12 protein-coding genes and 2 pseudogenes are annotated in these 14,936 nt (G+C 49.3%); 8 read left to right on the top strand and 6 right to left on the bottom strand.

Features of this window, described 5'->3' with window-relative positions; genetic code table 11:
* Positions 1-120: 120 nt before the first annotated feature.
* Positions 121-942 carry a serine protease gene (locus KQJ18_RS14910; RefSeq protein WP_038640479.1) on the top strand — a complete coding sequence of 274 codons (822 nt, stop codon included), beginning with the start codon at positions 121-123 and terminating at the stop codon, positions 940-942.
* A gap of 34 nt (positions 943-976) precedes the next feature.
* Here the strand turns inward: KQJ18_RS14910 and mdtI are convergent, their stop codons facing one another.
* Positions 977-1,306 (bottom strand): multidrug/spermidine efflux SMR transporter subunit MdtI, encoded by a 330-nt coding sequence (gene mdtI / locus KQJ18_RS14905; protein WP_216422206.1) that lies wholly within the window; start codon positions 1,304-1,306, stop codon positions 977-979.
* Entirely contained in the window at positions 1,293-1,658 is a 366-nt protein-coding gene (mdtJ, locus tag KQJ18_RS14900; protein WP_160956389.1) for a multidrug/spermidine efflux SMR transporter subunit MdtJ, read from the bottom strand. Before mdtJ ends, mdtI begins: the two co-directional genes overlap by 14 nt.
* A 416-nt stretch (positions 1,659-2,074) precedes the next feature.
* Here mdtJ and KQJ18_RS14895 point away from each other — a divergent pair, with 416 nt between their 5' ends.
* Positions 2,075-3,109: an AI-2E family transporter gene (locus tag KQJ18_RS14895; protein WP_085049342.1), complete on the top strand. Its 1,035-nt coding sequence runs from the start codon at positions 2,075-2,077 to the stop codon at positions 3,107-3,109.
* Positions 3,110-3,140: 31 nt separating this feature from the next.
* Here the strand turns inward: KQJ18_RS14895 and KQJ18_RS14890 are convergent, their stop codons facing one another.
* Positions 3,141-4,337 (bottom strand): multidrug effflux MFS transporter, encoded by a 1,197-nt coding sequence (locus KQJ18_RS14890; RefSeq protein WP_085049343.1) that lies wholly within the window; start codon positions 4,335-4,337, stop codon positions 3,141-3,143.
* A 261-nt stretch (positions 4,338-4,598) separates the two neighbouring features.
* Between KQJ18_RS14890 and KQJ18_RS14885 the strand changes: the two genes are divergently transcribed.
* Positions 4,599-5,450: an aldo/keto reductase gene (locus KQJ18_RS14885; RefSeq protein WP_087856370.1), complete on the top strand. Its 852-nt coding sequence runs from the start codon at positions 4,599-4,601 to the stop codon at positions 5,448-5,450.
* Positions 5,451-5,492: 42 nt separating this feature from the next.
* On the opposite strand, the gene pntB is transcribed toward KQJ18_RS14885, so the two are convergent.
* A complete protein-coding gene (pntB, locus tag KQJ18_RS14880) occupies positions 5,493-6,881 on the bottom strand; it encodes a Re/Si-specific NAD(P)(+) transhydrogenase subunit beta (RefSeq protein ID WP_038640472.1) in 1,389 nt (462 codons plus the stop codon).
* 10 nt (positions 6,882-6,891) lie between these two features.
* On the bottom strand, positions 6,892-8,421 hold the full coding sequence (gene pntA / locus KQJ18_RS14875) for a Re/Si-specific NAD(P)(+) transhydrogenase subunit alpha (RefSeq protein WP_085049552.1): 1,530 nt from the start codon (positions 8,419-8,421) through the stop codon (positions 6,892-6,894).
* 525 nt (positions 8,422-8,946) lie between these two features.
* Here pntA and ydgH point away from each other — a divergent pair.
* The 4 genes and pseudogenes from ydgH (at position 8,947) to KQJ18_RS14855 (ending at position 13,519) form a co-directional block, all read left to right on the top strand.
* Complete coding sequence (gene ydgH / locus KQJ18_RS14870) at positions 8,947-9,891, top strand: DUF1471 family protein YdgH (protein WP_069324179.1); 945 nt, start codon at positions 8,947-8,949, stop codon at positions 9,889-9,891.
* A 246-nt stretch (positions 9,892-10,137) separates the two neighbouring features.
* Positions 10,138-11,520 carry an amino acid permease gene (locus tag KQJ18_RS14865; protein WP_069324180.1) on the top strand — a complete coding sequence of 461 codons (1,383 nt, stop codon included), beginning with the start codon at positions 10,138-10,140 and terminating at the stop codon, positions 11,518-11,520.
* A 135-nt stretch (positions 11,521-11,655) separates the two neighbouring features.
* On the top strand, positions 11,656-12,366 hold the full coding sequence (locus KQJ18_RS14860; RefSeq protein WP_216422204.1) for a hypothetical protein: 711 nt from the start codon (positions 11,656-11,658) through the stop codon (positions 12,364-12,366).
* A gap of 42 nt (positions 12,367-12,408) precedes the next feature.
* Positions 12,409-13,519 (top strand): annotated as a pseudogene (locus KQJ18_RS14855) (IS3 family transposase).
* A gap of 11 nt (positions 13,520-13,530) precedes the next feature.
* Here KQJ18_RS14855 and KQJ18_RS14850 read toward each other — a convergent pair.
* Positions 13,531-13,785: pseudogene (locus KQJ18_RS14850) on the bottom strand (hypothetical protein); the annotation flags it as partial.
* Between the two features lie 146 nt (positions 13,786-13,931).
* On the opposite strand from KQJ18_RS14850, the gene KQJ18_RS14845 reads away from it, so the two are divergent.
* Positions 13,932-14,546, top strand: a complete 615-nt coding sequence (locus KQJ18_RS14845; protein ID WP_216422202.1) for a hypothetical protein — start codon at positions 13,932-13,934, stop codon at positions 14,544-14,546.
* Positions 14,547-14,936: the final 390 nt, after the last annotated feature.

The following is a 14,936-nucleotide window of genomic DNA, read 5'->3' as shown; positions in this document are numbered from 1 at the left end:
TGCATTTTTATCTTTCCTGAGTGTAGTTATCTGATTTTACTCCCACTTTCCCGCCGTCCCGTCTATAGTATTAACTGAGGGTTTGCTGTTAAAAATCATAATTCCCCACCAGAGTGTGATATGCATAAAACCATTGCTGTGTTACTGGGTTCAATTTGTTTAACTCCTGTCGTTGCGCATGCGGAACAGCCAGCAACGTCCAGCGCTGAAGCAGAAAATATAAAAACGCTGTTTTTTGGACATGACGATCGCATTAAGGTGACTGACCCAACGCAATCACCATGGGACGCTATCGGACAACTGGAAACCGCCAGCGGTAATCTGTGTACCGCTACGCTCATTTCACCCCATCTGGCTCTGACTGCCGGACACTGCTTACTTACGCCGCCAAAAGGTAAACCTGATAAAGCCGTGGCGTTACGCTTCGTGTCGAAAAAGGGTATCTGGCGTTATGAGATCCACGGAATTGAAGGCCGGGTTGATCCTTCGCTCGGCAAACGTTTAAAAGCCGATGGTGATGGCTGGATTGTGCCCCCCTCCGCCGCCCCATGGGATTTTGGTCTGGTGGTGTTGCGTTATCCACCTTCCGGTATCACACCGCTGCCATTATTTGAAGGTGATAAAGCGGCGTTAACCGCGGCGCTGAAAACCGCGGATCGTAAAGTCACGCAGTCAGGCTATCCGGAAGATCATCTTGACGATTTGTACACGCATCAGGATTGCGTGGTGACCGGCTGGGCGCAAAATACCGTTTTGTCACATCAGTGCGATACGCTCCCGGGCGACAGTGGGTCGCCATTGATGCTGAAGACGGATTCCGGCTGGCAATTGATTGGCGTACAAAGCTCCGCTCCGGCGGCGAAAGATCGCTGGCGGGCAGATAACCGCGCGATTTCCGTGACCGGATTTCGCGACAAACTGGAAGCGCTGGCCAAGGGATAACGCATACTGCCCGTATTAACGGGCAGCACTTTTATCAGGCCAGTTTTATCATGATCATTCCGGCCAACAGCAATGCCACGCCGATCCAGCCTTTATTGTTCAGACGCTGACCAAACAGCACCCAGCCTGCGGCTAACGTCGCGGCAATCCCGAATCCGCCCCATAAGGCATAGGCGACGGAGAGATCGATGCCTTTTACCGCCTGCGACAGCGCACTAAAAGCCGCTAAAACTGCAGCCAGCGACAGCACGCCATAAGCCTTGCGGCGAAAACCATCAGAAAACTTCAAAAAGACGTTAGCCACGATTTCCAGAACGATAGCTATGCCAAGCCAGGCGCCATGAACCCATTCAAACTGCTGCATGGGTCACCTCTCTGCCCGCTTTGGCAGGCTTTCGTGTACCGGATTTAATCAGCACAATACCTACCACCAGCGAGACCAGACCAGCCACCTTCATCGTGGACAAGGTTTCGTCAAATAACAGCACGCTGAACAGCGTAATAAATAAAATACCGATACCTTCCCATAAGGCATAAGCTACGCCGAGGGCAATTTTTTTAACGGCAAAACTGAGAAAAATATACGATAAGGCGATCATTACCAGCATTAAAATAAAGCCTGAATTACCATGGCCCACGCTCGCCCATTTCATTGACAGCGTACCGGTAATTTCAGCCGCGATGGCCAGACCTAATAATATCCAGTAAAACATGATGCTTCTCCTGCTTGAGAATATAGTCCTTTGGGCCTACTGCATGCAGTAAACCAAAAAATAAAATCAGTTAGCTCAGCGCACAGCGCAAGCTCAGGCAGAAGAAGGGACTAAAGCGCGTTGCGCCAGTGTTGCTCACCCGCAAGCAGGAAAGTGGAAGAGGTACGAAGAAGTGTAGGTAAAAGCAAAAACATCCTGAACATATTGTCCATAATATTACAATTATCCGCAGTGTTGCTTCTCATCATCGCGGATGATAATTGTCCTCGGTAGTTAAACACAGATGATTTGTATCATAGGTTCATTACGAACTCAAAGCCTTTTCACTTCTTTACCAGCCCCGTTTGATTTTTGTTATAACGCCTCGACGCAAATCACATTATTATTCAGATTCAAAAAGTAAAAGCACAGGAATACACATGGCGAAACCGATCATTACGCTTAACGGTCTAAAAATAGTCATTATGCTGGGCATGCTGGTTATCATACTGAGCGGCATCCGCTTTGCCGCAGATATCATCGTGCCCTTTATTCTGGCATTATTTATTGCCGTTGTGCTGAACCCTGTGGTGCAACGCATGGTGAAACTTCGCATACCGCGCGTATTCGCAGTGTCATTGCTGATCGTAATTATTGTAATGCTAATGGTGCTGCTATTAGCCTACTTAGGTACATCCTTAAATGAGCTTGCGCGGACGCTACCGCAATACCGTTCTTCACTGGTTATCCCGCTGAAAAATCTCGAGCCTTGGCTACAGCGCGCAGGGATAGGCGTTTCGGTGGATGAGCTCGTCAAATACATCGATCCGAACGCGGCAATGACGCTGGTCACTAATTTGCTGGCGCAGCTGTCTAATGCCATGTCATCGATATTTTTACTGCTGCTGACGGTGGTTTTTATGCTGCTGGAAGTCCCGCAACTGCCCAACAAACTGAAACAAATGATGAGCCGGCCTATTGAGGGAATGGCAGCGATTCAACGCGCCATCGACAGCGTATCGCACTATCTGGTACTAAAAACGGCAATCAGCATTGTGACCGGACTGGTCGCCTGGGGCATGCTCGCCGCCCTCGACGTGCGCTTTGCCTTTGTCTGGGGATTGCTGGCCTTCGCCCTCAACTATATTCCTAATATCGGTTCAGTGCTGGCAGCCATCCCCCCTATTGCTCAGGTGCTGGTATTTAGCGGTCTTTATGACGCCCTGGTGGTGCTGGCGGGTTATCTGGTCATTAACCTGGTGTTTGGGAATATCCTCGAACCGCGGATTATGGGACGAGGTCTTGGGCTGTCCACGCTGGTGGTGTTTCTGTCGTTGATCTTCTGGGGCTGGTTGCTGGGTCCTGTGGGGATGCTGCTTTCTGTTCCGCTGACCATCATCGTCAAAATTGCGCTTGAGCAAACCAACGGCGGGCAAAGCATTGCCGTTCTGCTTAGCGATCTCAACAAAGCGTAAAATGTCGCCCCGCCTGCGCGGGGCATTTCGTTTATCGTTTAGCCCGTAGCGCCAGGGTGGCACTCAACAGCGTAAATAACGCAATTATCCACGCCATGGTCCATGGCGTGCCGTCACTGAAAGCGGCCAGCAGTAATGATGAGATAATCCCGCTACCGTACTGTAATGCGCCAATCAGCGCGGAGGCTGAACCAGCGATGTTCGGTACCGCATCCAGCGCTGCGGCCGTTGAGGTAGCCGCAATAATGCCGTTCATCGAGAACAACAGGAATATGGTAATGATAATGGCCACAATTCCCCCGGACTCCAGCTTAACCAACAGGGCAAGCGCAACCGCAGCCAGCGCCGCCAGCATCGTCGCATATTTCAGCAGTTGCTCCAGGGGATGCCGTTGCACCAGCCTACGGTTTACCACACTCATCGCCATGACGCCGACAATATTTAGCGCAAACAGCCAGCCATAATGCTGAGGATCAACATGGTAATAGCTAATATAAACAAATGGCGATCCGGTAATAAACGCATACGCGCCGACGTAATAAAACGTCAGGCTCAGGGTGTAGCGCATAAAACGCCCATTAGATAACAGGGAACGGTAATTACGAAATGCGCCCGTCAGAGAAGCTTTTACCCGTTTTGCTTCAGGCAGTGTTTCTGGTAGCCAACATAAAGAGACACACATTAGCGCGCCAATCAGCACCAGCAGCCAAAAAACTGCGTGCCAGGTGCTCAGGCGAATAATTTGCCCGCCAATCAATGGCCCAGCTATCGGCGCAATCGCCATTATCAGCACCAGCGTCGAGAGCATTTGCGCCGCACGGGTACGCGCAAAGAGATCGCGGATCATTGCCCGGGCCAGCATAGGCCCAGTACAGGCGCCAAGGGCCTGAAATACCCGCCAGAAAACAATCTGCGTGATGCTTGTAGACATCGCACATCCTGCAGACCCGATGATAAAAAGCACCATGCCAATAAACAGCGGTTTACGCCTGCCCAGATGATCGCTAATCGGTCCCCAAATCAGCTGTGCGATAGTAAAACCTACCAAAAATCCGGTGATCGTAAGTTCTACATTGCCATGTAAATCCGTGGCCATTGTCGGCATTGCCGGAAGATAAATATCGGTAGAAAGTGAGGTAAAGGCCATCAGGCCACTGAGGATCAGAATAAAAGTAAGGCCGGTGTGGCTTGCTGTAGCCACCGGCGATGCCAGTTCATTTTTACGCATAGCGCTCTGTCATGTTGAAGAAACAGACCACAGTATATATGCGACGTATTGCGGTGATTAGAGGGCTAAAATGGCATAAGTTTATGAACCATAATCATGAATAATGGCAACGTTAGCGGCAGATACTGTGATTCCACTCCAGTATTTGCTATCCAGAAATGAATTTAACTCATAGGTCCATGCGGGATTCACAGACTAATAGTACCCACAGAAAATTGCTAATCTGCGGTCAATACAAAGATGAATGCTCAGGAGAATCCCATGAATACAAAAGTACTCAATAACGGTGTTGAGATGCCCCTGCTTGGTTTTGGCGTTTATCAAATGACCGATGCCGCCGAATGCGAGCAAGCCGTACGGGATGCCATTGATTCAGGTTATCGCCTGATTGATACCGCTGCCTCATATCTGAATGAAACTCAAGTAGGGAACGCACTCAGGCAAAGCAGTGTACCACGTAATGAGCTTTTCGTGACCACCAAGCTGTGGTTACAAGATGCAAGCTATTCCGGCGCAAAGGCGCAATTTACGCGGTCCCTGCAACGCCTTCAGCTTGATTATATTGATCTTTATTTAATCCATCAGCCCTATGGAGATGTACATGGTGCCTGGCGCGCTATGGAGGAGTTATATGAGGAAGGAAAAATCCGTGCGATTGGCGTGAGTAATTTTTATCCGGATCGACTGGCTGATTTAATGGCCTTCAATCGCGTGATTCCTGCCGTAAACCAGATTGAGGTAAACCCATTCCATCAACAGCCACATGCGGTTGCCTGGATGCAGAGCAGAAACATTCAACCACAAGCCTGGGCACCGTTCGCGGAGGGACGTAATGACCTGTTTCAGAACCCGGTTTTAGCGGCTATTGGGGAAAAATATGGCAAAAGCATCGGTCAGATCGTGCTGCGCTGGATTTATCAGCGCGGAATTATTTCACTGGCGAAAACCGTGCGTAAAACGCGTATGACCGAAAATATTCAGGTGTTGGATTTTAGCTTGACCCCGGAAGAAATGACGCAAATTGCCGCCATGGATAGCGGAAGCAGCGCGTTTTTCTCGCATCGAGATCCGGCTAGAGTGGAATGGATCACCCAGCGGAAGCTGGACGTTTAAAAAAACGGCCTCCGCAGAGGCCGTCTTACTTTTAGCTAACGATTACAGCGCTTTCAGAATCGCATCCACGCTGGCCTTGGCATCGCCAAACAGCATATGGGTGTTTTCTTTAAAGAACAGCGGGTTTTGTACGCCAGCATAGCCGGTGTTCATTGAACGTTTAAACACGATAACGTTCTGCGCTTTCCACACTTCCAGCACTGGCATACCGGCGATCGGGCTGCGTGGGTCATCCTGCGCCGCCGGGTTTACCGTATCGTTGGCGCCAATAACCAGTACGGTATCGGTGTCGGCGAAATCATCATTGATTTCATCCATTTCCAGCACGATGTCATATGGCACTTTGGCTTCCGCCAGCAGCACGTTCATATGACCCGGCAAACGCCCTGCTACCGGGTGGATCCCGAAACGCACTTTGATGCCGCGGGCACGCAACTTCTCAGTGATTTCCGCCACCGGATATTGCGCCTGAGCCACAGCCATACCGTAGCCCGGAGTGATGATCACGGAATGCGAGTTCTTCAGCATTTCTGCTGTGTCTTCTGCATTAATCTCCCGGTGTTCACCCACTTCTTCATCAGAACCCGTAGATGAGCCATCAGAACCAAAGCCGCCCGCAATAACGCTGATGAACGAACGGTTCATTGCTTTACACATAATGTAAGACAGGATCGCACCGCTCGAACCTACCAGCGCACCGGTAACGATCAGCAGATCGTTGCTCAGCATAAAGCCCGCCGCCGCCGCCGCCCATCCGGAGTAGGAGTTGAGCATTGAAACGACTACCGGCATGTCTGCACCACCGATGGACGCCACCAGATGCCAGCCAAAAGCCAGCGCAATAATGGTCATCACCAGCAGCGCCAGAACCTGCAGGCCAACGCTTTCAGTACGAACAAACACCACCAACAGCAGGAAGGAAACGACCAGCGCCGCGAGGTTCATTTTGTGACGGTTTGGCAGCATCAGCGGTTTAGAGGAGATCTTGCCGCGCAGTTTGCCAAAGGCCACCACGGAACCGGTAAAGGTCACCGCACCGATAAAGATACCGAGGAACACTTCTGTCAGGTGAATGTTCACCAGAATCGGTTCCAGGCCCGTGTCGTGATACAGGTAGCTGTTAAAGCCCACCAGTACCGCCGCCAGACCAACGAAGCTGTGCAGAATCGCCACCAGCTCCGGCATCTCGGTCATCTCGACTTTTTTCGCCAGGCGGATACCAATCGCGCCGCCGATGATCATCGCTACCAGGATCCAGGCAACATTGCCGGTATCCGGGCCAAAAATCGTCGCAATCAGCGCAATCGCCATCCCGGCGATACCGTAGTTGTTACCCTGCTGGGAGGTTTCGTGTTTCGAAAGTCCCGCCAGGCTGAAAATAAACAGGATCGCGGCAACAATGTATGCAGCTGTAACTAATCCTCCAGACATATGTTACCCCTTAGTTTTTCCGGAACATTTTCAGCATGCGCTGAGTCACGGTGAAGCCACCGAAAATATTAATGCTGGCAATAAGCACCGCGATAAAGCTCAGGAAACTCACCCAGCCACCCTGGCCAATTTGTAACAACGCGCCGACAACGATAATCCCGGAGATGGCGTTGGTCACAGACATCAGCGGAGTATGCAACGCGTGCGACACATTCCAGACCACGTAGTAACCCACCACGCAGGAAAGCGCGAACACCGTAAAGTGACCGAGGAACTCTTTCGGGGCGACGTCGGCAAGCCAGCCAAACAAAATGACTACCAGCGCCATCAGCGCATATTTACGCCATGGTGAAACCGGTTTTTTCTCTTCTTTCGGCGCGGGAGCCGCTTTTGGCGCAGCCTGCGGCTGAGCTGAAACCTGGATCGGCGGCGCAGGCCAGGTGATTTCACCCTCACGAACCACCGTCACGCCACGCACCACCACGTCGTCAAAATCAACGGTAATGTTGCCGTCTTTCTCTTTGCACAACAGTTTGAGCAGGTTGACGAGGTTGGTACCGTACAGTTGGGAAGACTGCGTCGGCAGACGACCAGGCAAATCGGTATAACCGATAACCTTCACACCGTTCTCGGTGGTGGTCACCTGGTTAGGCACGGTATATTCACAGTTACCGCCGTTTTGCGCGGCGAGATCGACAATTACACTCCCCGCTTTCATCGAATCAACCATTTCACGGGTGATCAGTTTCGGCGCAGGCTTACCCGGGATCAATGCCGTTGTAACGATAATGTCGACATCTTTTGCCTGAGCGGCGAAAAGCGCCATCTCGGCTTTGATGAAGGCTTCGGACATCACCTTAGCGTAACCGTCGCCGCTGCCCGCCTCTTCTTTAAAGTCCAGTTCGAGGAATTCAGCGCCCATACTCTGAACTTGTTCTTTCACTTCCGGACGGGTGTCAAAAGCACGGACGATAGCGCCCAGGCTGTTTGCCGCCCCGATCGCCGCAAGCCCTGCCACACCCGCACCAATCACCATGACCTTGGCAGGCGGAACCTTACCCGCGGCGGTGATCTGTCCGGTAAAGAAGCGGCCAAATTCATGGGCGGCTTCAACAATGGCGCGATAGCCGGCGATATTCGCCATCGAGCTTAAGGCATCAAGCGACTGCGCACGCGAAATACGCGGGACGGAGTCCATCGCCATCACTGTCACATTGCGCTCTGCAAGCTTTTGCAGCAGTTCCGGGTTTTGCGCAGGCCAAAGAAAACTCACCAGCGTCGTGCCCGGATTAAGCAAGGGAATTTCCGCCTCTTCCGGTGCATTGACCTTCAGAATAATCTCTGACTGCCAGACAGCATTGCCGTCAACAATTTCTGCGCCTGCCTGCACAAACGCCTTATCGTCAAAACTCGCCAGTTGACCTGCGCCGCTTTCAACCGCGACGCTAAAACCCAGCTTTAGCAGCTGCTCAACCGTTTTCGGCGTAGCTGCGACACGGGTTTCATTGGTTAACCGTTCTTTTGGTATGCCAATTCGCATAATGTTCCCTTCCATCTGTATTTTTGATGATGGTTTATCAATGTTTACAAGAGGCATGCGCGCACTCTCGAAAGAGGTCAGTGTTACCTCAATAAAATAAAACAGTAACAAACTCTGTATAACCTACTGAAAATGGAGCCTGTGATCTAGCGCCAAAAAACAGTATTTATTATGAAATTCGCAAAACAGGGATGAATTCGCCAGCAGACAGGGATAATGCCCTTTAAATAGCCCGCAATGGCTGATAATTCGCTCAAGCGAAGCGGCAAAACATGATTAAGCGCCACCAGAGAACAATTGATTAACATTAAATTAACTTATGAAATTCAACTGTTTTATCAGTTTTAGCCTCCAAACGCCGAATTTTTGGACATATCACAAAATGTTATCGACACTGTTACACCCTGTGGCACGATGAGTGAAAAATGACGCAGACACTGACACAATTTAAATGCAATAATCAGCGACGTTTCTAGTCAATAACAATACCAGTACCTGGTTTGCGCAAGGCGAAGGATTATTTTTATGAAGCTTAAGAACACTCTCCTGGCGTCCGCACTTATTTCTGCGACTGCTTTTTCTGTAAATGCAGCGACAGAATTGACGCCGGAGCAAGCTGCTGCCCTGAAACCCTATGACCGCATTGTGGTTACCGGTCGTTTTAATGCGATCGGTGACGCGGTGGATGCCGTATCACGTCGTGCAGATAAAGACGGTGCAGCCTCTTTTTATGTTGTTGATACCTCAGATTTTGGCAGTGGCGGTAACTGGCGCGTTGTAGCCGACATCTATAAAGCCGACGCTGAAAAAGCGGAAGCATCCAAAAACCGTATTATTAACGGTGTGATGGAGTTACCTAAAGATCAGGCCGTTCTGATAGAACCTTACGATACCGTTACGGTACAGGGCTTCTACCGCAGCCAGCCTGAAGTGAATGATGCCATCACCAAAGCGGCGAAAGAAAAAGGGGCTTACTCCTTCTATATCGTTCGCCAGGTCGATGCCAACCAGGGTGGTAACCAGCGTATTACCGCATTCATCTATAAAGCGGATGCGAAAAAACGCGTAGTACAAAGCCCTGATGCAATCCCGGCTGATTCTGATGCCGGTCGCGCCGCATTAGCTGCAGGTGGTGAAGCCGCGAAGAAAGTTGAGATCCCGGGCGTTGCGACTACCGCATCTCCGAGTGCTGAAGTTGGCCGCTTCTTCGAAACGCAATCCACCAAAGGTGGACGTTACACCGTCACGCTGCCGGATGGCACGAAAGTTGAAGAGCTGAACAAAGCGACTGCTGCCATGATGGTTCCGTTCGACAGCATCAAGTTCACCGGTAACTACGGCAATATGACCGAAGTCTCTTATCAGGTTGCCAAGCGCGCAGCGAAGAAAGGCGCGAAGTATTATCACATTACTCGCCAGTGGTCAGAACGTGGTAACAACATGACCATCAGCGCTGATCTGTATAAGTAATATCCTATGCTTTATCAGGCCTGCAGCGCTTGTAGGCCTGATAATTTTCCCTTGTTAAGCCCTCAGCCCGAACAAAAAACACGAATATTAAGACAACTTTTCACACTATTAGTCACAAATCTCTCTATCCCCATTGCATGCGTTCTCTTCTCTCCGTAAAATCCCGCGCCTTAGTGGCTTTCACCATTTTTATGCGGTTTGCCAAAATAATTATTCTCTCACTCTCGTTTTAGTAACTGGATACAAATGGAAAAGAAATTGGGTCTGAGCGCACTGACCGCGCTGGTTCTAAGCTCAATGCTCGGCGCTGGTGTTTTCAGCCTGCCACAAAATATGGCGGCGGTTGCCAGCCCGGCTGCATTACTGATTGGTTGGGCGATTACCGGTGCGGGTATTTTGCTACTCGCCTTTGCCATGCTGATCCTGACGCGTATCCGACCTGAACTGGACGGTGGCATTTTTACCTACGCGCGCGAAGGTTTCGGGGAACTGATTGGCTTCTGCTCGGCATGGGGATACTGGCTATGCGCCGTTATCGCTAACGTTTCGTATCTGGTTATCGTCTTCTCTGCGCTCAGCTTCTTTACCGATACGCCGGAATTACGCCTTTTTGGCGATGGTAATACCTGGCAGGCTATTGTTGGCGCATCAATGCTGCTGTGGATCGTCCATTTTCTGATACTGCGTGGGGTGCAAACCGCAGCCAGCATAAACCTGGTCGCGACCCTGGCCAAATTGCTGCCGCTTGGCCTGTTTATCGTGTTGGCGTTCATGCTGTTTAAGCTCGATACCTTCAGTCTGGATTTTACCGGCGTCGCGTTGGGCGTCCCCGTCTGGGAGCAGGTCAAAAACACTATGCTCATTACCCTTTGGGTATTCATCGGTGTGGAAGGCGCAGTGGTGGTTTCCGCCCGCGCACGAAACAAACGCGATGTCGGACGCGCCACGCTGCTGGCGGTGCTTGCCGCGCTGGGCGTTTATCTGTTGGTCACCCTGCTGTCGCTGGGTGTTGTCGCGCGTCCAGAACTGGCAGAAATCCGCAACCCATCAATGGCCGGTCTGATGGTAAAAATGATGGGGCCATGGGGCGAAATTATTATTGCCGCGGGTCTGATTGTCTCCGTTTGCGGTGCCTATTTAAGCTGGACGATTATGGCGGCGGAAGTGCCATTCCTCGCCGCTACCCACAAAGCGTTTCCACGGATTTTCGCGCGTCAGAATGCGCAGGGTGCGCCATCCGCGTCGCTGTGGCTGACCAACATCTGCGTCCAAATCTGTCTGGTGCTGATCTGGCTCACAGGTTCCGACTACAATACGCTACTGACTATTGCCTCAGAGATGATTCTGGTGCCCTATTTGCTGGTCGGCGCATTTTTGCTGAAAATCGCTACCCGTCCGTTGCATAAAGCCGTCGGTGTCGGTGCGAGCATTTATGGCATATGGTTATTGTATGCGTCAGGTCCGATGCACCTGCTGCTGTCTGTGGTGCTATATGCGCCGGGACTACTGGTTTTCCTTTATGCCCGTAAAACACACGCGCATGAAAATGTATTAAAACGTCAGGAGATGGCGCTGATCGGCCTGCTGCTTATTGCAGCAGTTCCGGCGACCTGGATGTTGGTGGGGTAACGCTATCCCCATCGTTCGCGAAACCTGGAGATTACGATGGGATCTGGTTGTGTACAAAAACAGGAAGCACGAGAGGCTTAGAAATCCACTGGTGACGCGGCTTACACTGCGTCCCTAGATTTTACGAGGCTTCCCATGAATACCAAAATCGCCAGCACTTCATACACAGCTAAAGGTGGCTACGTATGGCGTAAGCGTTTCGACAAATCCACGCTTTCTATCACCCTCCAAACTCGTGACCATAACGACGGCCTCAGACGAGCTACCCTGATGAATATGAAGTTCTTGGAGTACAAGAGCGCAAGCATCGGAAAGTTTGAGGCTATGAATATCTTGATGAAGGATTATCGAGACACCATCGTTAAAGCTGATCTAATGGCTGGCTATCACGCTACTCTCGCTTCTCTGAATGTTGATGTAAGCAACAGTGCTATTCCTATTCCAGCAGTAGCACAGGTGGCTGCTGTTGAGCTTAAAGCAGCACAGCTTGCTGTAGAAGCTGATCCACGTCATACCTTTGAAGAAGGTAAAACGGCTTACATCGAGCATAACAGCCAATGGAAAGTAGCAACAGGTAGAGCATTTGCCAGTCTGGTTAATCGGTTCTTAGGTTGGGCTGCTGCTAATCACAATCGTTACGTTGAAGATATGACACACGAGCACGTTATTCTCTTCAAGTCATGGATGGATAGTTGTGAAGAAATTAAAACTCAGGCAATTAAGAACCAGTACATCACGAGACTCTATGCAATGTTCACCTTCTTCATGGACATTAAGAGATGGATTAAAGACAACCCGTTTCGTGGTATTGTAAGTATCCCGCATAATCGTGCCATTCACATTTAGAGATCCTCCGGCATAATCACTCTGCCAACAAAGGAGATCGCTATGCGTAAAGCCCGTTTTACTGAGCATCAGATCATTGCCGTAATTAAATCGGTTGAAGCCGGACGAACCGTTAAAGATGTCTGCCGGGAGGCCGGTATCTCTGAAGCCACCTACTACAACTGGAAGTCCAGATACGGCGGCATGGAGGCTTCTGATATTAAAAAGATCAAGGATCTTGAGGACGAGAATCGGCGTCTCAAACAGATATTTGCCGACCTGAGCTTTGAGAACCGGGTGCTGAAAGAAGTTATCGAAAAAAAGCTTTAAAACCAGCCTTTAAGCGTGAGCTGGTCACTCATCTGATAACGACATTTGGACTCAGTATCCGTCAGGCCTGCCGGAGTCTGAACCTGAGCAGAACGGTTTACCATTACCGTCCGAATACCACGCGGACGAACCCGTTATTGTCGCGTTGCAGGCAGTGGCAGAGCGATACCCACGGTACGGTTTTCCAAAACTTTTCCAGGTTCTGCGGCGGCAGGGATACCCGTAGAATCACAAAAGAATCCATCGTATTTATTGTCTGCTGAAGCTGAATTTTCGCCGTAAAGGCAAACAACGGTTGCCGGTGCGTAATCCCTCGCCACTGGTCACACCGGAAGCGCTGAACCAGAGCTGGTCTGTCGATTTTATGCATGATGCTCTGGTCTGTAGCCGTCGTTTTCGCACGTTCAATGTCGTTGATGACTTTAACCGTGAAGCTTTGCCGATTGAAATCGATCTAAATCTACCAGCTTTGCGCGTGGTCCGTGTACTCGACAGGATCGCGGCAAATCGCGGCTATCCGGTCATGCTACGCATGGATAATGGTCCGGAATTTATCTCACTTGCACTGGCTGAATGGGCAGAGCAACATGCAGTAAAACTGGAATTTATTCAGCCGGGTAAGCCGACGCAGAACGCTTTTATTGAGCGCTTTAACCGAACATACCGTACAGAAATACTCGATTTTTATCTGTTCAGAAAGCTGAATGAAGTGCGGGAAATCACGGAAAGATGGGTGTCAGAATATAACTGTGAACGCCCGCATGAATCACTGAACAATATGACGCCGGAGGAATATCGGCAACACAATCATTTGGCCGGGATCTCAAAAAATGCCTGGAACTAAAACGGGTCTATTTACATTAACACTGAGGGATCAGCAGAAGCATTCGATGAATAACCAAAGTCACACGACCATAGCAACTTGTAAGCGTATGCATTAGCAAGGATGTAATCTAAATCAAGGCTACCGTGAATCTCTTCCTCGTTATAAGGATAGATAGCACCAAAACCAAGAACAGGAATACCCTTGCTTCTCATATCACGCTGATATTCAGGATAACCCGCTAACAACTCAGCTTTAGCATCTTCTGTTAGATGTTTTGCATCGTCCCATGTTGCATTCTGAAAATAGAGCTTACCGCTATCATCTACAAGGGACTGAGGTTACACTCATTTACATTAAAATAAATCATTAGGCGACATCATTGTGAGAAAATTCTTATTCCAAGTTTTTTAAATATAATTAAGGCGTCACGTTGAGAAAGTTAACAATATTAGCAATTAATGTTGCCCTACTTACAGGGTGTGTTAGCAATATTCCAAGTAAATATGATCATTCTACAGTTACTGGTGCAGGCAGGACCAAAGCAGAACTTATTACTAAGCTTGGTATTCCTAGTCGCACAATGAAAATTGACGATAATATAACCGCTTATCAATGGGACAGTGATCAGGGAAGCACTTCTGTAGGTCATTTACAGAGCAACTCTATTGGAGGGGCTTATGGTCAATCACAACGTGAGTTTGGCGGTGAAACAAACGCTGGAGCAATAGGGAGTAGTGATACTGTTGGTAATAGCACAGGAGACATTACAACACACGTATGCGCATATTCAGCTAATCTTGATAATAACAGTAATAAGGTTGTTTCTGCTGATTTAGTAGGATCTGTTGATAATAAATGTTTATCTCATTTCGAGAAAATGCTCACTTTAGATAGCACCGCAGTAGCAAAACATGACGAAGTGGTACACCATAATGAAAATGTACGTGATTACGCTGCATGGTGGTTATTACTTCCTATCCCTGGCTACTCAATCTACCGCCACAGTAAAAATGATGTAGCATTAGAAATAGAACCAGTACGCTAACAATAAGGGCATTCATGCCCTTTTCTTTTCCCACATCGTAATCTTCTTTTCTCATTGTAAAAAAAGTTGCTAGAAATCTAACATCGTTCACGAAACAAGCTTGTTCATGTTATCGTAAATATCTACCCCCTGTTTAGTTGAGATTTGAAAAAGTTGCGGGAGGAGTCTAAACAGCTTTTTAGAAAACTAGTAAAGGGGGTGATACCCCTGTCACCATATGGCCTACAGGTAATTGCTCCTTCATCGTAAATACCTTCACCACAATAGCGAGATAACTATCTGTTATCCCTCCATCGTAGACATATCATGCACTTAGCTACACTACCCTTATGTTTTGTGTATGACTTCTGCATGTTGCTGAGTATGAAGGCTACCTCATAGCTATACCAT

Source organism: Citrobacter sp. S55_ASV_140 (assembly GCF_018919505.1).
In the GTDB taxonomy this organism is placed as follows: domain Bacteria; phylum Pseudomonadota; class Gammaproteobacteria; order Enterobacterales; family Enterobacteriaceae; genus Citrobacter; species Citrobacter werkmanii.
This window is presented reverse-complemented; position numbering and strand designations above follow the sequence as displayed.